Source organism: uncultured Psychromonas sp. (assembly GCF_947489755.1).
In the GTDB taxonomy this organism is placed as follows: Bacteria; Pseudomonadota; Gammaproteobacteria; order Enterobacterales; family Psychromonadaceae; genus Psychromonas.
Genome location: NZ_CANLFB010000005.1, coordinates 40,371 through 64,563 on the forward strand (window position 1 = coordinate 40,371; position 24,193 = coordinate 64,563).

General features: G+C 36.2%; 17 protein-coding genes. 3 read left to right on the forward strand and 14 right to left on the reverse strand.

Annotated features, from left to right (window positions below):
* Positions 1-307: 307 nt before the first annotated feature.
* Positions 308-1,531, forward strand: coding sequence for an alginate lyase family protein (locus tag Q0794_RS04100; protein ID WP_298940348.1), 1,224 nt, complete (start codon positions 308-310; stop codon positions 1,529-1,531).
* Between the two features lie 170 nt (positions 1,532-1,701).
* On the opposite strand, the gene Q0794_RS04105 is transcribed toward Q0794_RS04100, so the two are convergent.
* The 8 genes from Q0794_RS04105 to ahpC all read right to left on the reverse strand — a co-directional run bounded on the left by Q0794_RS04105 (position 1,702) and on the right by ahpC (position 13,692).
* A complete protein-coding gene (locus Q0794_RS04105) occupies positions 1,702-1,860 on the reverse strand; it encodes a YqaE/Pmp3 family membrane protein (RefSeq protein ID WP_298940350.1) in 159 nt (52 codons plus the stop codon).
* 710 nt (positions 1,861-2,570) lie between these two features.
* Positions 2,571-2,822 carry a hypothetical protein gene (locus Q0794_RS04110; RefSeq protein WP_298940352.1) on the reverse strand — a complete coding sequence of 84 codons (252 nt, stop codon included), beginning with the start codon at positions 2,820-2,822 and terminating at the stop codon, positions 2,571-2,573.
* A gap of 36 nt (positions 2,823-2,858) precedes the next feature.
* Entirely contained in the window at positions 2,859-3,266 is a 408-nt protein-coding gene (locus Q0794_RS04115; protein ID WP_298940354.1) for a hypothetical protein, read from the reverse strand.
* A 1-nt stretch (position 3,267) separates the two neighbouring features.
* A complete protein-coding gene (locus Q0794_RS04120) occupies positions 3,268-10,284 on the reverse strand; it encodes an RHS repeat-associated core domain-containing protein (protein ID WP_298940356.1) in 7,017 nt (2,338 codons plus the stop codon).
* Positions 10,285-10,318: 34 nt separating this feature from the next.
* Entirely contained in the window at positions 10,319-10,696 is a 378-nt protein-coding gene (locus tag Q0794_RS04125; protein ID WP_298940358.1) for a hypothetical protein, read from the reverse strand.
* Positions 10,697-10,734: 38 nt separating this feature from the next.
* A complete protein-coding gene (locus tag Q0794_RS04130) occupies positions 10,735-11,103 on the reverse strand; it encodes a hypothetical protein (protein WP_298940360.1) in 369 nt (122 codons plus the stop codon).
* 195 nt (positions 11,104-11,298) lie between these two features.
* Positions 11,299-12,894: an alkyl hydroperoxide reductase subunit F gene (gene ahpF / locus Q0794_RS04135; RefSeq protein ID WP_298940362.1), complete on the reverse strand. Its 1,596-nt coding sequence runs from the start codon at positions 12,892-12,894 to the stop codon at positions 11,299-11,301.
* A 240-nt stretch (positions 12,895-13,134) separates the two neighbouring features.
* The gene (ahpC, locus tag Q0794_RS04140) at positions 13,135-13,692 is read right to left on the reverse strand and encodes an alkyl hydroperoxide reductase subunit C (protein ID WP_298940364.1); all 558 of its coding nucleotides are present in this window, start codon (positions 13,690-13,692) and stop codon (positions 13,135-13,137) included.
* Between the two features lie 789 nt (positions 13,693-14,481).
* Here ahpC and proB point away from each other — a divergent pair.
* Entirely contained in the window at positions 14,482-15,594 is a 1,113-nt protein-coding gene (gene proB / locus Q0794_RS04145; RefSeq protein WP_298940366.1) for a glutamate 5-kinase, read from the forward strand.
* Between the two features lie 123 nt (positions 15,595-15,717).
* On the opposite strand, the gene fruA is transcribed toward proB, so the two are convergent.
* The 3 genes from fruA to fruB are packed head-to-tail and all read right to left on the reverse strand — an operon-like array spanning position 15,718 to position 19,618.
* Positions 15,718-17,475, reverse strand: coding sequence for a PTS fructose transporter subunit IIBC (gene fruA / locus Q0794_RS04150; protein WP_298940368.1), 1,758 nt, complete (start codon positions 17,473-17,475; stop codon positions 15,718-15,720).
* Positions 17,476-17,497: 22 nt separating this feature from the next.
* Positions 17,498-18,487 (reverse strand): 1-phosphofructokinase, encoded by a 990-nt coding sequence (gene pfkB, locus Q0794_RS04155; protein WP_298940371.1) that lies wholly within the window; start codon positions 18,485-18,487, stop codon positions 17,498-17,500.
* The gene (gene fruB, locus Q0794_RS04160; protein WP_298940373.1) at positions 18,488-19,618 is read right to left on the reverse strand and encodes a fused PTS fructose transporter subunit IIA/HPr protein; all 1,131 of its coding nucleotides are present in this window, start codon (positions 19,616-19,618) and stop codon (positions 18,488-18,490) included.
* Between the two features lie 273 nt (positions 19,619-19,891).
* Between fruB and cra the strand changes: the two genes are divergently transcribed.
* The gene (gene cra, locus Q0794_RS04165; protein WP_298940375.1) at positions 19,892-20,872 is read left to right on the forward strand and encodes a catabolite repressor/activator; all 981 of its coding nucleotides are present in this window, start codon (positions 19,892-19,894) and stop codon (positions 20,870-20,872) included.
* A gap of 103 nt (positions 20,873-20,975) precedes the next feature.
* On the opposite strand, the gene Q0794_RS04170 is transcribed toward cra, so the two are convergent.
* The 3 genes from Q0794_RS04170 to thiP form a co-directional block, all read right to left on the reverse strand.
* Positions 20,976-21,587: a PEP-CTERM sorting domain-containing protein gene (locus Q0794_RS04170; RefSeq protein ID WP_298940377.1), complete on the reverse strand. Its 612-nt coding sequence runs from the start codon at positions 21,585-21,587 to the stop codon at positions 20,976-20,978.
* Positions 21,588-21,846: 259 nt separating this feature from the next.
* Entirely contained in the window at positions 21,847-22,572 is a 726-nt protein-coding gene (gene thiQ / locus Q0794_RS04175; RefSeq protein WP_298940379.1) for a thiamine ABC transporter ATP-binding protein, read from the reverse strand.
* 3 nt (positions 22,573-22,575) lie between these two features.
* Positions 22,576-24,186, reverse strand: coding sequence for a thiamine/thiamine pyrophosphate ABC transporter permease (gene thiP, locus Q0794_RS04180; RefSeq protein WP_298940381.1), 1,611 nt, complete (start codon positions 24,184-24,186; stop codon positions 22,576-22,578).
* Positions 24,187-24,193 lie beyond the last annotated feature (7 nt).

Here is a 24,193-nt window from a genome sequence, read left to right on the forward strand (position 1 = left end):
CAGCCATAATAAGCTGGGTTTTACTTCTTTCGCCACGCTCAAGCCTCCTCTTTTATGACCTTCTATCTCTCTATTTAATGAAAATTAACCATTCAACCTAACACGACTTCATTGTTCCTACTATAACGACTAACTTATAAGCTATTATTTTATAAATCAAAATTTATAAGTAATCATTTTATAAGGTTACAATTTTGTGAGGTAAAACGTCCATTGGATATATTTTTTGTGATCTAAACAAACTTTAATTCATTTGTATGACTATATCTTATTGAGCCACAACTACTCAAATAAGAAGGCAGTCACCATGAAGGTTAAAATTAAGATATTAGTTGCTAGTGTTGCAATCGCTTTATCAAGCCAAGTTATCGCCAGTGAATTTGTGCAAATCGATCCCGTCTCGTTAGACCAGTTAAAAACAGAACTCAGCCAAAAGAAAGCCTCTGAAGAAACGACTCAAAAGTATCAACAGGTAATAAAACAAGCAGACACTGATTTAAGTATGAAGAATCCAACGGTGATGGATAAAACCTTCATCCCACCCAGTAAAGATAAGCATGACTACTTAAGCTTAAGCCGTTACTGGTGGCCAGATCCAACGAAAGAAGATGGTCTTCCTTGGATCCGTAAAGATGGTCAAACCAATCCTAAAACGCAAACTGATGATGTCGATCGCCCTAGAATAAGTGTTATGGGTAATGCTGTTTATGGGCTTGCTCTTGCTTATTACCTATCTGGTGATGATAAATATGCTGAAAAATCAGCAAGTATGATAAAAACTTGGTTCTTAGATCCAGAAACAAAAATGAACCCTAATTTAAATTATGCGCAAAGTGTCCCAGGCAATAGTAAAGGTCGTCGAGCAGGGATTTTGGATGGTCGATTTGTACAAACAATGGTACTTGATGCAGTAAAAATGCTTGAAAAGTCAAATGCATGGAGTAATAATGACGACAAAAAAATGGATGAATGGCTAGCTGCTCATTTAGAATGGTTAACAAAAAGTAAAATAGGTATTGATGGTGCAACGCAAGAAAATAACCATGGTACCTGGTACCGATTCCAGGTGAGTTCAATTGCTTATTATTTAGGGGATAAAGCGATAGCTCAAGAAAGTATTAACGCTACCAAAGACAGTATGAACAGTCAATTTTCTGAAGATGGATCTCAACCTGAAGAGTTAGCTCGAACACGTGCGTTCTTTTATAGCTGCTTCAACTTAGATGCTCTCGGTCGTGTTGCTATTGTTGCCGATAAACTAGGAGATCCTATTTGGCAATACCAACCAAGTAAAGGTAAAGGCATTAAGGCGGGATTTGATTTCCTAAAACCTGTGATACATGGTGCAGAGTGGGACTATCCAAACCAAGCGTTAAAATTTGAAGATTGTATTCCAGCGTTAGTGAAATATAACCAATTTAACCCTGACAATAACTATGTTGAAGAGCTACAAATAGCGACTAAATTTCAAGGTAAAGATGTGCAGAAAGTCTATAACCAAATGTTTATCTTAGAAAATAATGAAATGTAATGTGTGTATTAATAGTTACCATAACTAAAGTATTGCTGACTAAGCATTGATAACTAAGCATTAGCTTCATTAATGATGGTGACAATAAATAGTTCATCAATACAAAAAAAAGCCCATTCACTTAACAGTGAGTGGGCTTTTTAGTAGATTATAGATTGTTAGCGAAGGTGTTATTTAGTAGTAACCCATAGCGCATGAATAATCCCAGGCACCCAAAATAAAATACTTAATACTAAGTTAATAAGGAAATCCTTTCCTAATCCAAACTTTAAAAATACTGCTAATGGTGGTAAAAAAATACAAATAATAATATTTATTAGCTGATTCAAAATATCCTCCTGAATTTAAAAAATAATTTCATCTACAATATCATAACCTCAACTATGTGCTAAATTTTTGTTGTTTAATCAAATAGAAAACAATCATCAGGTTTCATTAGAAGAATGTGTCTAACTAAAGAATACAAATTCAAGATACAAGTTAATTATATTGTTTCCTATAAGAATTATTGCTCAAACTCAAAGGTGAAGAGTAAAAGTGTCATTCATACCAATTTCGATAATTATCCTATAAAATCTATTTGTTCACGATAAAAAAGTGAAATAACGCGTTTTTGACAAAAAAATAAACAACAAAGGTGTCGGCTAAAACAGCTAGCAGGGAAAATGTCGAGCTGATAGCACCAACATCATTTAACTATTCGTTGTTTTAATGATTATGGATCAGTGATGGATGTGATTTGTGATTACACATTTAAAAGCCCATGAATACGGGTTTTTGAGATTTAAACAAGGTTAAGTAGTAAGCCGTAAAAGGCCTTATCGTAAGACCTAGATGCAATCTCTTCAGTTGTGTATTTCACAAGCTCAGCTTCTTTTTCATGGTCAACCAATTGGAAACCTACGTAAAAAGAACTCCAGAAATAGACATAGCCACCTTTTTCATCAACATATTAAGTTCTAAATATTAAGCTACTAATTAGTAGCTTAATATTTACATTAAACCACTCAAGCCCAGTTTGTTTTGTACTCATAAGCACCTACTTCGCTTCAATTGCATCTAAAAGGTTACGAAATCGCGGATTAACAGTGTCATTTTGTTTATTTAATGTGAGCAACTGGGATTTTGGTGCATTAAGGTCCAAGAGTTTTAAATCAATTAGCCTTCCCTGCAACAAACTATTTATAGGAACGTCAAACTCAACATAGTTATTACCTAATTTTGCCTGCTTACGGAATGATGAAGCACCATAATTAGCAAGGAACGTTAAGCCACCACTCCCTTCTTGCACTACTCCTGTGTATTCACTCTTTGTAACATTACTAGATTAACGATCGCACATAAAAATCAAATGACACTTCGTTTCATTTAAGATTTCATTACTTTCGTAATAATCCAACTGAAAATGTTCGCCAATGGAAGTTTCAACGTCAAAGAAGTTGAGTAATGAATCACCCAACTTATTTAGAGCTACAGTCGTACCAATCAAACTAAAGCAGCTCTCATTAATCGTAACTGTAAGCCTATCACCTCCTGATTCCGAAGATTCAACGACCAAAGCTTTTATGTTTGCTGGATAATATTCGTTGTTTTGAACAGCAATATCGTATTTAACGTATTCTTCGGTCTCGTTAAGAGTTTCACCAAAGTCCGTTAATGCTTTAACAGAGCCAGAAATTTGTACTTCTGGTTCATTCCAGTCACCATCACATGCAACATAAATCTGAGGTATCATACTAATAATCTCCAGGCCTTATTGTTTTCGGATCTATTGAAATATGAGGATCTGCAAGAGCCCCTTTCTTTTTAATCTTCCCATTTATCTGCGTTTGCAAATTAAGGTGTGGGCCCAGCTGTTTAACGTGGCTACTATTTGGATTCAGGTCAAAACCTACGCGCTTTGTAATCTTTTGACCATTCTCGGTAAATTCTTGGATAAACTGAACGCCAGTTTTCCCATCTATACTTCTAATTGGTACGCCATCTTTCATAAAGTCAGCAGCTTTATCCAATGCATCATAAACGCTTATTCGCCCCTTTATAACCCCATTCCCAAAATCTAACAATTCACTTGGTTTAGGCGGTTTTCTTCCTATGAATACAGTTACTATACTACTAGTATACCAAGGATCAGCTTTAAATACAGCTGCCCCTCTCTCTTCTCCTGGCGCAATTGATAGTCCTGGGTACTCTGTTGGGGTTGGTATACCATATTTTTCATTTATATACTTCCCGTACGGGTCATCCCCTAAAATACTTTTCAAAAAGTCATTAAAAAAAGCTTTTGAATAACCTGTAAGATCATCAGTTATACTCGCACTATCAGTCTGATCGCTAGCGCCTAAATTACTATTAGCATCACCAGTACCATTAGCCCGATTATTTTTTGAGCCTGTATTGTTACTTGTTGACGTACTTGAACCACCAAAGCTATTTTTGAAAGAACTCCAAGCGTTAGAAACAGCGTTAGAAAAAGATTCCCAACTAAACCCTGTCGGGTCGGTATATTTCAAGGGATTGTTCATCACATAAGAATAACGGTTAAAGCTGTTCGTCATAAACGGTGCTTGGATCTCTGGATCGGCGCTCATGAACCGCCCTAAAGTTTGGTCGTAAATACGCCCATTCATGTGGATCAAGCCAACCTCTTCAATGTGTTCATGGCCTGTAAAACCGCGGTTGGTAACTAAACGTAGATCCAATGCTCCTTTTTCATCCCAACGTATTGAACGTTTTTTGCCCCATGGGTCAAAGCTACGCCGCTCTACTACGGCACCATAACCATCTGTGATTAAGTCAACTGACCCAAGTGCATCGTAATGTAAATAACGAACTTGCTTATCTTTAAGTTTATTCGCCTTATCACGTACCTGTGTATTAAGTGCAATTAATTTACCATCGGCATAAATAAAATGCTTATGTTCTACTTCACCATTAGTGAGATTGGTATTACGCTCATACAGTTTTTTAAAGTAGAGAGTTTCAATCGTTTCACCTTCTGCCACACTCTTTTTATAATAACGATCGTGATTGGCATCGTATTTGAATTCAACCGTGTTATCATTACGAGTTATTTTTAGCGGTTTATTAAAATCACTCCATTCTAATTCACGCTCAATATCAGCAATTGACTCGGTACCTTGCTTTTCCTTTGTCGCAGATAATAAGTTACCTACTTTATCGTAATGATAATCTAGGTTATTGGCATTACTAACTGCATGAGGCGCCGTTCCACGATACTGGTAAGCACCAACATTACTTTTGTTCGTGATATTACCTAGTTTATCGTAACTAATTTTATTATTAACATTAAAGTCAGGGTTGCTAATCCCATGTAAATTAGGACTATCTAACACAATTTTATTATTGATAAGTCTGTCAAGCCCATCATAATAAAAAGTATCTTGAATTCCTAACTCGCTGTCATAACGATACGTTACATTATTATGGTTATCATAACGATACTGTAATAAGCGAATGTTACTGCCTTTATTTGTTGTCTGTTTAATCCGCTGATCAAAAACTTGGCTACCTTTATGTGTTGCAATATAGTCAGGACGGCCTGTTTTTTGGTTATGTTGGTAGGTATTTACTAACCCGTTCCCTAATGTTTCGGATAATGTGTGGTCATAAGCATCGGTATCTTGGCGTTGCCAATAAGTGATATAAGCGGCATTGTTTTTTTCAGCATTTTTAGATTCATTAAGTAGATTCTCCAAATGTTGCCATTGACTATTTTCATTCTTATTTGTGCACTTTTCTTGTTCTGAAGAATTCAATTCATCCCCAACAAGACGATCAGCTTGATCGCAATATAAGCCACTAACCTTGCTTATTTCAATCAATAACGAAGTGATCTGCTCAGCTAAATCGGCGTAATATTTATAACGTTCATTAGCAATAGCAGTCGCATTATTTACTTCTGCTGCAAGTGATAATAACGATGTTCGAGTTGCTTTATCGGCCTTTGCTGCAAATAACTGATTGTTAGATATTAGTTCTTTTTGTCCATTATTATCACTATCAATAAACAGTGTATCATCGGCTTTCGTCAAATTAGCATTATTAAAAATGTCTAAAGAAACGACATCTATTTCTGCATCGTATAAACGTTTATCTGGTGTACTACTATTGTATTGGGTTTCAAGCCGATAGACTTCATTACCAACCAGCATTTTCACAGGAACAGTGATAGGCCCATGAAGCGATAGCCAAACTGATGGCCTTAAGTAACAAACACCATCATCCGAACACCACTTTTGATATTGTTCATTGTTAGCCAAAAGCTGTTGGCCTATTTCATCTAACCTATGTACCTCTATTTTATCAACGTTGTATTCTTTCGCTTTATTCTTTAAAAAGTTTTCTTCATTTTTATAATAGGTTGCTTTACCCACATACTCTTTTGCAACAATTAACGCATCATCCATTAGCTGCTTAATACTATTGCGATATTTTGCACTGGAAAACGTATTATCGGCGGCTGTTTTAGGACTACGTACCCGTGTCATATACCCCATTGAGTTATATGTATATTGCAAATTAAGTTTGTCATCGTCACTATTACCATTTGGACGAAGCTCACTTCTCAGGCGACCATAGTTATCATATTGGTATTCCGTTGAAAGGGTTTCACTAGAACTAGTCATGCTGACTTTATTAACAAGTTCAAATTTTCCGTAGGTATATCTAGTTAAATTACCATGGCCACTATGCGAACTTAATGTACCGGGAATAGATTTATCATAACTCCAATGAGATGTTTGCTTGTCTTCATTTTGCGCAATTTTACGTCCAAGTTTATCATAGACAACATTAGTGACTTTACCGTTAGCATCCTTTTTATATAACAACTCACCAGCTGCACTATATTTATAAGTCCAATTCCCCATATCAGGATCAATTAGTTGACTTCGGTGTCCTAAATTATCGTATTTTATCTGTGTTTTGTTGTTACTTGAATCAGTACTTGTTTTAAGCTTTCCATCTGGGTAATAAGAATAGGTTTGAGATGCGCCATGTGGCTCAATCTTTGTTAAAATATATCCTAGAACATTTTTAATCGTTGTATGTTTGTAACCACGAGCATCAGTTATTACGGTTTTTAATCTATCGTAATTTGTTGTGTAAGTTGCACTCCCGCCATTAGCCGCAGGTTCCGTTTTTTTTATTTCCCTATTACGTTCATCATATTCAAAATAAACAGTCGCTTCGCTACTATTTTTTTTGAAGCTAGGCCTTGTAGTGCTTAACTTGCGACCATTTCTATCCCATTGCGTATCTTGATAAATCCAACGACCATTAAATCCTTGATGGGCATTTCTTATTTCTTTACCTTCATAATCAAACTGAGTAACCATATCGCCTTGGCTAGCAGATTTTGCAATGATACAACTAACCGTTTGTTTATGTGCATTAGAGCAATTAGCACCTAATTTATAAGTGTATCTAATTGTGTTACCAAAACCATGTTTACTCTCTTCAATGATCCTATCAAATTTATCATACTTCCAAGTACTTACTTTTTTACCGCTAGGACTGACTCGTTTGGCGAGTTGACCATTTCGTTGTTCGTATTCTAATAACGTTTTATGCCCTAATGCGTTAATACTTGCTCGAGGGGTTACACTCGATCCATCATAAAGCGTAGATATTGTCCGAGGTGTTAAACCAGTACCACTAATAGTTTCGGAAGTAATATTGCCATATTCATCATAGCCATAATTATTTTTAGCATATTTTCCGTTACTCCCTCCATAACTACCGCCATGATTATAAACAGAGGATAAAAGCCCATTTTTTAGATATTTCATAGTGTTCTTAAAGGTAATATTTCCTTCACCACTATTAATTGTCACTGTATTACTTTTTAGTGCACCTAACTTCCAAAAATCATTAGGAGATTCTGTAATTAGCTCTTGAGTTTTAAAGGAGTTTTGAGTTGACTTTAATTGTTTTGATGAGTCATTCTGTAAATTAAAATTACCGCATGAATAAATATTATCATTTTGGACATCATTTAGATTAGATTTTTGTAAATCGCCTGAAATAATGGTGTTTTCGGATAAAGCGTTATTAGAAGATATTTTTTTAAATTGGTAATATTGAGGATAACGCTTTACCGTTATCGGAATATCGATGATGCCAGGTATAAAATGGATTTTATCTTTAGCTTTTAAATAAATATTACCACTATCAGAACAAAACTTTTCAATTCCTGCTTCAGATTGTGGGATAGTTGCAAAGTTAATTATAGATTCTGGTGATAATTTTAGAATTTGATGATATCTGTTTTCTCCTTTTGACTCGAAAGTATTAATTGTTTTTTTAATATAAGGAGCATCAGATTTACCGCCCACTATTGTCATAGTATTTTCAATTTCATTACCAAAAATATCCATTAATATTTGTTTTGTTATTTTTTTTTCAACAGCTCCATTTAAACCAAAAACTTCTGTGTCAACTTTATTAGGGTAAACTTGATAATAATTTGCATTAACACCTTTTTTTCTAAGAACTCGGTAGTTAATGTTTTGTCTTGAAATTAACTTATTATTTCGCCTAACACTTACTTTAGATAGTTCCCCTATTTTTGCTAAATCTAATTGTTCGAATTCACGTGTTGTCACCGTTGTCATTTCAGCTTTTTCAGTTTCAACAATGCTAGAAAAACCTAGAAAACCACCACCTTTTAAATGACTTTTTGCCCCTATATATTGATAATCATAAGCAATGTCACTATAACCTCTTGGCGTTTTAACAACATTAGCAACGACATATTTTGAAGGAGTACTATTCACAAAAGGAAACTGATAATACTTAATTTGTTTATGCACAGATCGGTCGAATAAAGATTTGTAATTAATACTGTAATGCTTGCCATATTCGCTAATAGTAATAATTTTATCTTGCACACTTGCAATAGATTTACGCAATACTGTTTTGCCGTTAAACGAGCGAATAATATCTAACCAACCATCACTATTGATGTCTAAAAATTGCATTACCCCTGTTTTACCTACTGAGTAATTTAAATCACTCCAAGCCTTGCTTCCGTTTATAGTACCGAATTTATTCAGATAAAACTGGCCGTTATAATATAGCTCTGGATACCCATCATTATTCATATCTGCAAAATAAGAATTAATTTTTTTAGAAGCATTCATATTTTTAAATGCAAAACTTTGATGTTTTACAAATTGCTTACCATTAAATAAATAAATAACTTTTGCGAGAGGGTTATTTGTAATGACATCGAGATAGCCGTCGTTATTAATATCAACAAAATCGAGATCTTTATTGATTTTTGGGGAAACTATAAGGTCATTACTACCAGCGAGTTTAAGGTTAATTTGACCATTTTTAATAGTTAATATATCAGCTCGCCCGTCATTATTAAAATCAACAACAGTATTTGAATCTGATGTTGCTGTTTCTTTACCATTACCATTAAAGTCAGCATAAACATGCGAGTCACAAACAGCAGTCAAAATACCATCATTATGTTTACGGTAATATTTTGCTTGACAACCGCTTTTAAAAATCTTGTAAGAAGGGTTATTCATTGCTCCTGATAGAGCATAACTGTTAGTAGTAGTTTCTCGTGATCTGCTAGGAGCAATTAAACTCATAATTGCTTTACCAGGAATTAATTGACGCTTAATAATTCCGTATGTTGAGAAAAAGCCATCACCATTCCTATCAATAAAATGAGGTTCGAAAAACGATTTTTCTTCGTTGATGAAAGTTCCTACTTTTTTTGTATTCCAATCGAAACTAATTTTTGAGCTACAGCCATCAGCAACACATAAATCAATAGCATTTATTAAACTTCGATTGGTAGCATCTGAATAGATATACTTAATATTATAATTTTTAACTAATTCATTATTTTGATCTCTAGTAACAATACTTTTGATTCGTTTATTGCGAGCTAGTTTCTGACCAGCTAAGTATTGAGTAACCTTGTCTACACGTGTTTCATAATTAAACTTAATCTCCCCACCTTCATAAGTGATGAGGGTTAAACGGTGAGTTTTACCTACAGTTATATTATTAAAGCTCTCGTCATAGTGGTAAAAAATATGATTATTACCACTAATATCGGTGCTTTTATTAAGTGCCCATTTATAAATATTTTTCGTTGTAGGAAGCTCTACTTTAGCATCTGACGTAACACCGTACTCTAAAACATTGCCCGTTTTAAGCCATATCTTAAAATAGCTAGGCCCACTACCAGAATTCCCATAAGAGACAATTTTTGAATAGCCATTCTTTTCTACTCGATATTCTGTGGAGTCTGCACCATCGTAACCTGTAATTGCAATTAAGCGCTGCCCATCTAAACAATATCGGTCTTCTGCATCAAAGTTAACACCTCCCCAAACGCCATCTTTTTCTAAATTTTGTCCACAATGAGTAATCACAGAATTAGCCTGTAGCTGCCACCCCATACCTAAGTAACCATTATTATTATCACTATTATAAAGCAAACTGATATTAGGTATGTGCCCTGCTCGTCCAGGAGTTATTTCTATAGGTAATTCATATACTGCCTTTCCCCCTTCTACCATTAGATCACCTGACAGTTCAAACTGAGCACTTCCAGAAGGAGCATAATTAACGGCGTTCGCACTTGAAATAAAAAAGACTACTGCACAGGGAAATATGAAACTTAAGAATAAAATTTTTACAATAAAACCACCCCAATAGTTAGAGCTAAAGGGTAAATCCTGTTTATTAAAATTAAACATAATACAATCCGTTGTTTATGATATTGGGGAAAACTCAAAAAATAGTATTCGACATATCTTTTTCTAGTTTTTTTATTTCAAATAAAAGTTGCTGCAACCTTTCATCTTCACTTGCATTGATAAATTTCTGTTCTTCTGAATAGGGGATGAAGGGTTTATTTAGTATATTTCCTTCAGTAGGCTCTAGGATAGAAAAAGACTGTGCCATTAACTGCTGTAACTTTATAACTGGTGACGGATAATTAGCATCATCACTCAACTCTTCTAATTTTTCCGGTTGAACTTCTTTACTTTCATTGAATGATGTTAATTCCTCTCTTATAACTTTATTTGAATATAGACAATAAATTACTCCCAAAGAAACAGTAATAGTGATAATAAATATATAATGTATATGTTTACTTATTTGCATATAGAGCCTAAAACGTTAATATCTTTAAGCTTTAAGTTTTATCGAGATAAACTAATATAGTCACCTTTCGTTCGATATATGATTGATCCACTAGCTACATCACAAGCAGTAAATGCATTAGCCCAGTTTCCCGAAGCTTTAATTTTAACAACACTCTCTTGTGAATAAGCCATATAAATCAATGAAGTGGCCATATTATTATCATAAGAATTCCCTGTTTTAAAATAATCAGCATAAATACCAAACCACTGATTATTCACTTTAAATTGTAATGTTTTTACCCACTCATCTCCTGCCAGTTCGCACAATATAATTTCATCTATAGGGCCAACTGTTTCTGCAGAGTGACTAAATGAGCTAAATGTACTGAAAGTCATTGTAACTAACGCTAATACTTTAAATTTCATGAACAATTCCTTGTTGTTATTTTTCCTAAATTTTTATTGATAGTACAAAATGTGCAAGAAATGTGCAAGAAATGTGCAAGAAATGTGAAGAAAAAACTAAAAATAAAACAAAAAAGGCCAAATACATTGGTATTTGGCCTGTTGTTATAATTAGTCACTTAGTTAAGTGACTATAACAAAAACTGTTATTGTAAATTAAGCAACTTCAGCAACTTTTGCGACTGGAGCAGGTGTTCTAATCAAGTGGTCAAAGGCACTTAGACTTGCTTTTGAACCTTCACCCATTGCAATGATGATTTGTTTGTAAGGCACTGTTGTTACATCACCCGCAGCGAATACACCCGGTAATGACGTTTCACCTTTAGCATTCACTTCAATCTCACCACGAGGTGATAAAGCAACACCACTATCTTTTAAGAAGTCACTGTTTGGAACTAAACCAATTTGAACAAAAATACCAGCAAGCTCAACTTCATTTTCTTCATTACTGACACGGTCAAGGTATTTAAGCGAAGTAACACGCGTACCATCACCAATCACTTCAGTTGTTTGTGCACTTTTGATGATAGTCACGTTACCTAGGCTGTTTGCTTTATCTACTAACACTTGATCAGCACGTAATGTATCTGCAAACTCTAATACTGTAACGTGCTCAACTAAGCCCGCTAAGTCTATCGCCGCTTCAATACCTGAGTTACCACCGCCAATAACCGCTACTTTTTTGCCTTTGAATAATGGTCCGTCACAATGAGGACAATAAGCAACACCTTTGTTACTGTATTCTTGCTCACCTGGTACGTTCATTTTTCTCCAACGTGCACCCGTTGAAAGAATAACACTACGACTTTTTAGTATTGCGCCACTTTCAAGTTCAACGTGAATATAACCGTCTTCTGTTTTTTCAGCTGCAACGACTGCGCCTGCACGTTGTTCATTCATGATATCAACGTCGTATTCTTTAACGTGTTCTTCAAGTGCAGCAGCTAATTTAGGACCTTGTGTTTCTTTTACAGAAATGAAGTTTTCAATCGCCATCGTGTCCATAACCTGACCACCAAAACGTTCAGCAACCACACCTGTACGAATACCTTTACGAGCAGCGTAGATTGCAGCAGATGCGCCCGCTGGGCCACCACCAACCACTAACACTTCATACGGTTCTTTCTCATTTAATGCTGCAGCTTGTTTTTTCGCAGCACCGGTATCTACTTTACTTAATATTTCAGTTAATGTGATACGACCTTGTGTGAACACTTCACCGTTTAAGTAAACGCTTGGTACAGCCATGATGTTGCGATCAGCTACTTCAGCTTGGAATGCACCGCCATCAATCATAGTTGCTTTGATGTTTGGATTAATTGCCGCCATCATGTTTAGTGCTTGCACTACATCAGGACAGTTCTGACAACTTAAAGAAATAAAGACTTCAAAGTTAAACTCGCCTTCAAGATTACGTACTTGCTCAATAACTTCCGCATCAATTTTCATTGGATGCCCACCAGTATGCAATAACGCTAATACTAATGATGTGAATTCATGTCCCATTGGTAAACCAGCAAAACCGATAGCGGTATTTGTAGTTGGGTTAATCACTTGCATAATCGGTTGACGTGCACTTGCTGATGGGTCTTCAATCACAGTCACTTTATCGTGCAATGAAGCGATGTCAGTTGCTAGTGAATGTAATTTTTTCGCTGTTTCACTGTCGTCTAAGCTAAGTACTAATTGTACGTCTGTTTTTAAGTTTTCTAAGTACGCTTTTAATTGCGTTTTCATATTTTGGTCTAACATAATGACACCTTTATAATATTTTTTGGCTGTGTTTATTTACGCTTAGTTAAAAACGTAATGAGCAATGTGGGTTAATTTAAAAATCGACTCTCTCGTCAATAAGGCTTTATAAAAATCTATTTTTAAATGACCTCAGCAATATCACTAAGGTCTATTTATTATTAAGTCGCTAACTTATTAAATAACTAGTTTATGAAACGACTAAGTTATTAACTGATTAAGCGACTTAATTTTTTAGACTTAGATTTTACCTACTAGGTCTAATGAAGGTGCTAATGTTTCTTCACCTTCTTTCCATTTAGCTGGACATACTTCACCTGGGTGAGCAGCAACATATTGTGCAGCTTTAACTTTACGCATTAGGTCTTCAGCGTCACGGCCAACACCTTCAGCAGTTACTTCTAGTGCTTGTACAACACCTTCTGGATCCATCAAGAATGTACCACGGTTTGCAAGGCCTTGACCTTCACGCATCATACCGAAGTTGTTTGTGATAGCGCCTGATTGGTCACCAACCATGAAGTAGTTGATTTTACCAATTGTGTCTGAACTATCGTGCCATGCTTTATGAGTGAAGTGAGTATCAGTAGATACTGAGAAAACTTCAACGCCACGTTTTTGTAGCTCTTCGTAATGGTCAGCAACATCGCCTAATTCAGTAGGACAAACAAATGTAAAGTCAGCTGGGTAGAAGAAAAAGATAGACCATTTACCTAGTACGTCTTTTTCAGAAATTTCTACGAATTCGCCAGATTTAAATGCAGTTGCGTTGAATGGCTTAAGTTTAGAGTTGATCATGTTGTTATTCCTATTAAGTGAGTTAAATAATTAATATTGAGACTCTCTTCGAGTCCATGAGAAGCATTATGCATTAAATATCTTAATAGATTAAATTGTTAGTTTCAATTGAATCAATAGTTAAATACTATAGTTGGAGGTATATAGATGATTAATTGCTGACAGAGAGATCACGATGAGAGACGAGTACCTATTTAGATAAGGCATTATAAAGATAGTGATAACGATTCATTATGCCAATGATTAAAACTTGAAATGGCGTTAACTTGTTTTAAGTCGTTAATGATTTTGATCATTGAATAACGTAAATTAATATTACCGTATTTCTTAAACACTGCCTATCAAGAGGAAATCACTTTAAATAAGTTGTTATTCAAACTAATTAGAGCAAAAATAAAGCATAAATAGCATTAAAATAAAGCACTTAACGCCTCTTTAATAATGACTGAACTTTTGTAAATTAAAGCAGTCTATTTTCTTCGTGCAAAAAACAATCAAAATTAAAATGTAATTATGTTACACTATGTTAATTGCATGATAAATAATTGTATTTATTTATGTGATTCACCTTTAAATTAACCATCTTTAAACCAACTTAGTAAGGCAGGACGTAGAGTAATGGCTCTCATGAGAAATTATCATATATCAACAAACCTTCCCCCTCCTAGATTAACCAGTTCCCACATTTAATTAATAAAAATAGTTATTTATACAGCAAATCGCTTTTTACTCTTGCGGTTAGTGTTGTGCATAAAAAAAGAGTAATGCAGTAAAGTTAAAAGAGAAAATATGAAAAATAATAAATGGAATCGAATTGTACTTAAAGTCGGTAGCGCACTAATTGCACCAGAAAGAAAAGGTTGTAGTTCACGCTACTTATTACATATCGCCAAATTTATATTACAGTGCAGAGATATGGGAATAGAAGTTATTCTTGTCTCTTCAGGGTCAGTTGCCGCAGGTGCACACTTTTTTGGTAATATCGAAAAGCCCTCTCTCCCAATTAAAAAAGCAATGGCAGCAGCCGGACAAAATGAAATGATGGCCGCATGGGATCGATTCTTTGATTTCCCATCAGCACAAATTCTATTAACACACGGTGACTTCCAAGATAGAGAAAGATACGACAGTGTTCGTGAAACTATTTTTGCATTACTTGACCATGGTATTTTACCAGTTGTTAACGAAAATGATGTAGTAACAACCGATGCGTTAAAAGTAGGCGACAACGACAACCTATCTGCAATGGTAGCTGCGGCAGCAGATGCTGATGCCTTGATCATTTGTTCTGACATCGACGGTTTATATAATAAAAACCCACATACCAATGACGATGCGGTAATGATTAAAAACGTGAATACTATCGATCAAAGTATTTATGATATGGCTGGAGGCGCACACAGCAGCGTTGGTACTGGCGGTATGCAAACTAAAATAGAAGCGGCAGAGAAAGCCACTTCTCACGGTCTAACAACCTACATTATCAATGGTTTTAAAGAAAGCTCATTTGAGCAGCTGATATTAGGTAATAACCCAGGTACTGTATTTGCCCCTTATGCAAAACCAATGGAAGAAGATTTACATTGGATGACACATACTTCAAGAGCACAAGGTGAAGTGGTTATTGGCGATGGCTTTGAATACCCTCTCGAAGAAAATAGTGACCAGTTAACCAGTAATGAAATATTAGAAGTACATGGTGAATTCTCAGCGGGTGATACTATTTTAATCCGTAGTGATGATGGTAAGCATCTCGCTAAAGCGGAAGCAAATTATAGTAGTTGTTTACTTAACTTTATTTCAGATCACGATAATAATGATGATGAAAATGAATACCAACATCAGACAGGTCCATTAGTATCGGATAAAAATATTGCCGTTTTAGATCACGAAGATAAATAACCTTTAAGCACTAATATCGATTTTCATCAATGAAAACAGTGTTGGAAGTTAATGTCTTACAATAAAAAAAGGAGCTTACGACTAATATCGTAAACTCCTTTTTTATTATCTATCGATTATCAATTAAGCAGTAGCCACTAGCTTCGCTTCTTCTTTATTCTTCAAGAAAGCATAGGTGAAGCCTGTCACTGCCGTTCCTGCAGCAATAGCCACTAAGTATAGTAAGACTGGTGAAATAGCATTTGGAATCAACAGAACAAACAGACCACCGTGCGGCGCAAGTAATTGAGCTCCAAACAGCATTGAAAGACCACCAGTTAATGCCCCTCCTGCCATACAACTTGGAATAACACGCATTGGATCTTTTGCTGCAAATGGAATAGCACCTTCAGAAATAAAACATAAGCCTAATACAAAAGAGGCTTTACCCGCTTCACGTTCGCTATCAATAAATTTTTTCTTCGCAAGGAATGTGGCTAACCCCATACCAAGAGCAGGTACCATACCCGCGGCCATAATCGCAGCCATTGGACCATATGATTGAGAAGCTAATAGACCAACACCAAAAGTGTATGCCGCTTTATTCACTGGTCCACCTAAGTCGAAACACATCATACAACCCAATACGATGCCTAACAGAACAGCATTGGTTGACCCCATGTTGGTTAAGAACTCAGTTAACGCGGCCATAATGCTTGCAACGGGACCACCGACAACATAAATCATCACTAAACCAGTAAACAAACTCGCCACAAAAGGAATAATTAAAATAGGTTTAAGTGCTTCCATTGACTGTGGAAGTGAGACTTTATCCGCAATGAATTTCGCCGCATAACCTGCAATAAAACCAGCAGCAATGCCGCCTAAGAAACCCGCGCCTAATTGGCTTGCTAACATACCGCCAATTAAACCAGGCGCTAAACCAGGACGGTCAGCAATCGAGAAAGCAATAAAACCAGCTAATACCGGAATCATTAGAGCAAAAGCAGCACCACCGCCGATATCCATTAAGGTTGCTGCGATGGTGCCTTTTTCTTTAAAGGCTTCAATACCAAATACAAATGACAGTGCAATCAATAAACCACCAGCAATAACAACAGGTAGCATGTGTGAAACACCTGTCATAAGATGTTTATACACGCCCTTCTTCTCTTCATTTTGAGGAGAACTTGCATTGCCCGTTACTTGAAAAACTGTCGCTTCTGCCAATGCTTTTGTCACTTCTTGTTCGGTTTTTTTAAGGGCTAAACCAGTGCTTGTTTTATACAGGCGTTTACCATTAAATCGATCTAATGACACTTCAATATCAGCTGCAATAATCACTAAATCTGCGTCTGTAATATCTTGATCGGTTAATTGATTTTTTGCACCTACCGAACCACGAGTTTCAACTTTAATGCAATGCCCTTGACGCTTAGCTTCAACTTCTAATGCTTCAGCAGCCATGAAAGTATGAGCAACCCCAGTAGGACAAGCTGTGATAGCGACAATTTTCTTAGCGCCAGTCTCGTTAGTTGCACTATCAGTATTACCGACGCTAGCAACACCTTTGCTTGCTTTATCGGCCGTTAGTATTTGAGCATGATGAACAGCGTTCTCTAACCAGGCTTGAGGGTTTTCAGTGCAATCAGAAATTACACCTTGGTACACTTTTTTACCTATAAAACGTGTTGTGTCGATATCACTATTTGATGCAATAATAATCGCTTCAGCAGCTTCTATATCAGCAATAGATAACACTTCAACAGGTAAGACGGTTGATTGACATTCTATTAAAGCATTAATATTAAGTTTATCGCTTGCTTGCTTTAATAAACCAGCCGCAATAATGCTGTTTGCTACGCCACTAGGACATGCCGTTACAATCGCTATATTTTTCATATTCAGTCCTTAAATAAGTTATTCACACGTTCGTTGAAATAGGGTTGCTGTGAGTGATCTGTTTTTGTAAATCAGTTACCGTTTGAAGGCTTGGCACTCCGACACCGACTTGCGATACCGCTAAAGCGGAGAGTGCTGTTGCAAAAGAAAGTGTCTGTTCTGCTTGCCACTGTTGCATGTATCCCCAACAAAAACCTGCTACTAAGGTATCGCCAGCGCCAACCGTACTCACCACATTCATTTTAGGCGGTTGAGCATAACGCCATAACGCGTCAATTTGGTCGCCTTTACTCAACCACATCACCCCTTTAGCACCTAACGACACAACAATATTTTCGATACCTTTACTGGCGAGATCCTGAGCAGCTTGCTGGCAAGCCTTAGCCGTATTGAGCTCACGCCCAACAAATTCAGATAACTCTTCGTCATTCGGTTTAATTAACCAAGGATGTGCGTCTAAGCCAGCAGCTAAAGCCGCTCGACTACTATCAAATATGACTTTTTTACCCATTTCATGTAGTTTTTTTATCCAACTTGCACACAACTCAGGTGAGATCCCTTTAGGCAAACTCCCGGCAAGTACAAAAAACTGATGCGTTTCAGCTAACGTAAATAAACACTTTTCAAAGTCAGTAATAGCTTGTTCAGAAACTTCCACGCCAGGAAAATTAATATCGCTGACTTGCCCATCGTGTTCGACTAATTTGACATTAATACGCGTTGAACCATCAACACGGATAAACTCATCTTTAGCATTCATTTCACTAAATAATGTGCAAAATAACGCTTCATTATCGCGCCCTAAAAAACCGGTGACCGTCACTTCAGCACCTAAATCAGAAAGGACTTTTGCAACGTTAACGCCTTTACCAGCAGCATGCAGTGAGCCTTTATTTGCTAAACTTACTGAACCAATATTTAAGGTATCTAAACTGCCTGTTAAATCTAGCGCGGGGTTGAGTGTAATAGTGACTACTTTTTTGCTTTCTATCGCATTTTCATTGTTCATCATTTACCCCTCACTCAAGCCAGAAGCAATCGCTTCACCAATAGCAGTTAAGGCGTCTTGTGCATCAGGGCCATCTGCGCTAAATTGCAATGAGTCACCATGTTTAACGCCCAAACCAATCACTTTCATTAAACTTTTTGCATCAACAAATTTATGGTCAGTATCAATATTGGCGACTTTAATCGTTGCTTTATATTTCTTAACAGTCGCCACTAGCATCGCACTTGGGCGAGCATGTAAACCATGTGTATTATGAATTTTGAATGTCGCCAAGTTGTCGCTATCAACAACAGTTTGTGGTGTAGAAGCAGCAAATAAATCAACTAACTCAGGGGCAGTTAATGTCAATACTTTTGTTTGTTGTTGATCGAAAACCAACTGACTAATAGTATTTAATAATGAACCATGCGTGCCGTTACAAGCAGCAATAGCGATCAATCCTTTTACAGGTAAACCATTAAATGCACAGGCTTCACTCGTCGTTAAAATAGACATAGCAGAACGCTTCACGCCTTTATCACCGCTGACTAACCATAAGCCACTACCTAAGTGTGTTGGTTCTTTAGTAACTAATTCAGCAACAAATTGATTCTCCACATTACCGCTATTTTTTAATAGCCCACCAGCAACCGCACTCATTTGAATCATATCCGTCGCGGGGAAATTTAATTGTATCAATGCTGGTGAAAAATCAGCTTCAAACTGCACATCGCCATTTAATAACTTAATGATGTCTTCTTTGGTTTGAGCTTGTTTTAATTTGTTCTCTACACCATCGGCAGATAGCACTTTGGTTAATTGCTTTAAAATACCTAGATGTTCATCAGACTTCGCTGCAATACCGATGGCGATATAAACTATATTCCCATCACCCCAACTCACTCCTTCAGGAAAGTGATGTACTGCAACACCCGTTTTATTCACCAAGTCTCGTGTATCTGTTGTGCCATGTGGAATCGCAATACCATTACCTAAAAACGTTGAATTTTGTTTTTCTCGGTTAAGCATGCCTTTGACATATTGCTCAGCCACTAAACCATTATCAGTCAATTGCTTAGCAATCGCTTTAATGGCTGTGGTTTTATCAGCAGCACTTTGCTGTAAGGTTATATCGTTATTAGTTAGTGTCAGCATCGGTCTGAACCTCTCGCTATATTAATGAGTTATCAATTGCTTAGCGCTCTACTGAATCGATTCAGCAACGCATTCAAAAAAAAGTTCAGCAAGTACTCATTAAGTTTATAAACCGGTCATTGATACGTTATATTGCTCTCAATTATTATAAACTTTAAGTGTTACTGAATCGTTTCAGCTTTTATAGTGAATCGATTCAGCATACAATGCAAACACTAAAAAAAATAGACTGCCATTAATTTGATCTTGTCGACATAAATAAGGATCTTGACCGTGACATTAGATAACATTGCCACATTAGCAGGCGTATCAAAAACCACTGCAAGCTATGTCATTAATGGTAAAGCTAAGCAGTATAGAATCAGTGAAAAAACCCAACTGAAGGTAATGGCAGTAGTTAATGAACATAACTACAGTCCTGACCATGCAGCTTCTGCTTTGCGTGCAGGTAGCAGCCGATCTTTTGGATTGATCATCCCAGATCTTGAAAATAGCAGTTACACAAAACTAGCTAAGTTATTGGAATGTAATTCTCGTAAAGCAGGATATCAAATTCTTATCGGTTGCTCTGATGACGATCCTGAAACAGAAAAAAACTTAGTAAAAGCATTATTAAGCCGTCGTATTGATGCACTTTTTGTTGCCAGCGCTTTACCTGATGGCAGTGATTATTACCTGAAAATACAACAACAAGGCACACCTATTATTGCACTCGACCGTGCGTTAGATGATGAACATTTTGGATGTGTGATTAGTGAGGACTTTGATGGTGCTTACGAGTTAACGGCTTCGGTCATTACAGACAATATTAAATCTATTGGTCTAATTGGTGCTTTACCTACATTAAATATTTCCCGTCAACGCCATGCAGGGTTTGAAGCTCAAGCGAAAAAGCAGGGAATTACCTGTATTGCCATCTATGGCGACCACTTTAATAGCGAATCGGGTAAAGCGGTGTTTAAACAATGGCTAAAAGAAGACAAGATGCCCGATGCAATTATCGTCACGTCTTATACCATGCTGGAAGGCATTTTAGATGTGCTCATTGAGCAACCTGAACTGATGAAAACCGTCAAACTAGGTACCTTTGGTGATAATCGTTTATTGGATTTTTTGCCGATTAAAATTAACTCATTAGCACAGCAATTTGAACTGATTGCAGATAGCGCATTGGCTTTAGGCTTAAATGCTTCAGCTAAGCGTTATCAAGCGGGATTAGAGTTAATACCAAGGAAGATTGTGATTAGGAAGTAATGTGTTCATTGAGGATTAAGCAACTCAAACTTAAACAACTAAAAATACAACAATAAAAAGCACTATGCAGGTAGCTAGTGCTTTTAAAATTTTACAACACGCTTTAAGCTTGTTTTTTAAAACGACGATAAGCAAGTCCAGCTAATGCTAAGCCGAAAATAGCCATTGTAGATGGTGCGGGTACTGCTGTGATCGCTGTTGAAAAATAAACATGCTGCGCAGTATCATCTACAGACCAAATCCATTCCGCAGCAGATATAACATCGATAGCAGGTCTTGTATCTGCATACCAAGGATAAGCAGTATTATCTCCGTATGAACTTGGATTACTATAATTACTCCAACCTGTTGTACTTACGGTCCAATCAATAGTATTAGTTAACAATTGAGCCGTACTATTACTAAATAAATGGTCAGCACTATCTAAGCTAAAGTTACCTAAAAAACCTTCAAATCCACTAAAGTCAATGCCTTCAACATGTAAAAAATAATCAGTTCCAGCAGCTAAAGTCGCAGTAAAAATCTCAGACTCATACCAACTACTATCAGCAGAAACTAAAATGCCTTGAGTATTATCATCGGTGCTTAGATAAACATTATATTCATTATCAACTGTTAAATTCCCAGTCAGAACACTTGCATTTACGACACTCAATAAGCTCACTATTGATAGCCCGCTGCCTAAAAAGACACTTTTCATTATTTTACATTTCATATTAGTACTCCTTTACATTTATTTTAAGGTGCCTATAAAAACCAATTTTTTAATAGGCCCTAATATGAAAGAGCAATAACTATTCCAACATCAAAGATCACATAAACATCAACAACATGTAAATATAAATTTAATTAGCGATGCTTCGCTTGTAAAATAACCTGACAATAAAGCTTTTGAATAAAAGTTAATAGTCCATTAACTTTTATACGTATAAGCATTTATAACTAATAATAATCATCCCTATAAATTGGTTATATTATTCAATAGTCTTTGTATTGCCTACCTGCGCACTTAAAAAATGCGCTAAATGCTTGTTTGGATGCGTCACTTTAAGTTGATCTATTGTCTCAGCAGCGAGTGCTTTTCCATGATCAACAAAAACAAAATCAGAAGCGACCGCTAATGCATCTTCAATATGATGTGTCACCATTAATACCGTTACATTTTCTGACTTTGCTAAAGATTGCACCCGTTCTAACATGGCGACTCTCAATATCGGGTCTAACGCTGAAAAAGGCTCATCAAGTAATAAAATCGGTTTATTTTGTACAAAACATCGTGCCAAAGCAACGCGTTGCTGTTCACCACCAGATAGCTCAGCAGGAAAACGCGTGAGTAGCTCCTCAACTCCAACTTGTAACGCGACGGTTTGTAAATGTTCTTTTTGTTGCTCTGTTAACTTCAAACCGGGGTGTAACCCTAAACCAATATTGTCGTAAGCCGATAGATGAGTGAATAAGTTATTATCTTGAAATAAAATAGAGAGCGGACGTTGGTAAGGAGCTTGCTTTAAAATGGACTGTTCATTTATTTTAATATCTCCTTCAATAGGGGAAATAAATCCCGCTAATAAATTTAATAAGGTACTTTTACCCGTCCCACTTGGTCCTAAAATAGCAACCAAACTCCCCTGCTTGATTTGCAAATCAAAATGAAATTGTTGCTGTTGGTAATTATAATTTACCTTCGAAAATTCAATCATGGTTTACTCTTTTACCTTAATAACTTTTTCTTTAAAGACACTTTCAACCACAATGAAGACACCAACGCTTAATACCAATAAAACCAATGCAACTACTGCTGCCGATTCCATTTGATAGCTGCCTAAAAGCTGGAAAAGATATAATGGTAAAGTACTAAAGGAATGGCTACCAAATAAAGCAATAGCACTCAAATCACCTATTGAAAGCACAAAGCTTAAACATAGCGCTTGTAATATTGGCTCTCTCAATGACTTCCATTCAACCCAGTAAAATCGGTTTAATGAAAAGATACCTAAACTAGCGCACAATAGTTCATATTTTTGAGCATTTTGTAACATAGGTTGCGCTAAGCTTTTTAAAGCAAAAGGTAATGCCATCAATGCATTAACAGCAATCACAATATATAACGACATTGCAGATAAGCTACCAAATTCACGTAATAATAAAAATAAGCCAGTGCTGATCACCAGCCCTGGTGTCACTAATATAATAGTCGCTAACATTTCAATTTTATCGGCTCGTCCGTTCAATCCTATTAAACGCCACTGACGACTGGCTAATAAAATAAAAAAAGCACAGCACACAGCAATCAGCCCTGCAAAAAAAGCAATGATGAATGAATTTTTAAATGCATACCAAAAGTTAATATCACCTAACACAACAAAAAATTTGGGATTAATACCTGATATCAACACCATGAATAAAGGGGGTAACACTAACAATCCAGTTAAACCTATCCAACTAAAGTCCCAACAACGAGAGAATGTAGAGTCATGTATAAACGTGTTTTTAGCACCATGAAAATTACTACTTAGCAATGCAGTGCCAGATATTTTCTGAATAAATACAGCTAATACCGCACATAAACAAATTTGCCAAAGTGCCAATAAAGCACCAACTTGAAGGTCAAAATCAAACTTTATAGCTTGATAGATAGCGAGCTCAATAGTGGTGGATTTAGGACCACCACCCAATGCCATTACTGTTGCAAAACTAGTAAAGCACAGCATAAAGATCAACCCAGCAATATGTGGTAATTGCCCACGGATATAAGGCCATTCTACAAAACGAAATTTATACCAATGCTTTAATCCTAAATGGATCGCTAATTGATGTTGTTTATCTGGAATGGAGCCTAATGCTTGTAAAAATAAACGACAAGCAAAAGGTAAGTTAAAAAAGACATGCGCTAACAATATGCCGTTTAGCCCAAAAATAGAGAAAGGTAATTTAAGATCAAAATAAGCAAAAACAGATGCTAATAACCCACTGTTACCATAAATAGCAAGCAACCCAAATACAGCAACTAAAATGGGCAAGACTAAGGTAGTAGCAAATAATTTCAGTAATAAGGTTTTCCCCCAAAATTCACGTCTAGATAACGCATGACTAATGGGGATAGCTAACACGACACTTAATAGCGTCGATAAAAAGGCCTGATAAAAACTAAATACGGTAATATGCCGATAATAAGCATCAGACCATATATCGGTGATATTTAAACTAGAAGAATGTGTTAATAATGCAGTAACAGCCATCATGACAAAGGTAAAAATACCAATAGACAGTAAAACACCAGGTAATTGGACTGGTTTAATCTGTTTTATTACCACACTCAAA

Excerpts from the sequence above, each read along its gene's own strand:
- Q0794_RS04100 (WP_298940348.1), top strand. The coding sequence starts at position 308 with ATGAAGGTTAAAATTAAGATATTAGTTGCTAGTGTTGCAATCGCTTTA.
- Q0794_RS04115 (WP_298940354.1), bottom strand. The coding sequence starts at position 3,266 with ATGATACCTCAGATTTATGTTGCATGTGATGGTGACTGGAATGAACCA.
- Q0794_RS04120 (WP_298940356.1), bottom strand. The coding sequence starts at position 10,284 with ATGTTTAATTTTAATAAACAGGATTTACCCTTTAGCTCTAACTATTGG.
- Q0794_RS04125 (WP_298940358.1), bottom strand. The coding sequence starts at position 10,696 with ATGCAAATAAGTAAACATATACATTATATATTTATTATCACTATTACT.
- Q0794_RS04130 (WP_298940360.1), bottom strand. The coding sequence starts at position 11,103 with ATGAAATTTAAAGTATTAGCGTTAGTTACAATGACTTTCAGTACATTT.
- ahpF (WP_298940362.1), bottom strand. The coding sequence starts at position 12,894 with ATGTTAGACCAAAATATGAAAACGCAATTAAAAGCGTACTTAGAAAAC.
- ahpC (WP_298940364.1), bottom strand. The coding sequence starts at position 13,692 with ATGATCAACTCTAAACTTAAGCCATTCAACGCAACTGCATTTAAATCT.
- proB (WP_298940366.1), top strand. The coding sequence starts at position 14,482 with ATGAAAAATAATAAATGGAATCGAATTGTACTTAAAGTCGGTAGCGCA.
- fruA (WP_298940368.1), bottom strand. The coding sequence starts at position 17,475 with ATGAAAAATATAGCGATTGTAACGGCATGTCCTAGTGGCGTAGCAAAC.
- pfkB (WP_298940371.1), bottom strand. The coding sequence starts at position 18,487 with ATGATGAACAATGAAAATGCGATAGAAAGCAAAAAAGTAGTCACTATT.
- fruB (WP_298940373.1), bottom strand. The coding sequence starts at position 19,618 with ATGCTGACACTAACTAATAACGATATAACCTTACAGCAAAGTGCTGCT.
- Q0794_RS04170 (WP_298940377.1), bottom strand. The coding sequence starts at position 21,587 with ATGAAATGTAAAATAATGAAAAGTGTCTTTTTAGGCAGCGGGCTATCA.
- thiQ (WP_298940379.1), bottom strand. The coding sequence starts at position 22,572 with ATGATTGAATTTTCGAAGGTAAATTATAATTACCAACAGCAACAATTT.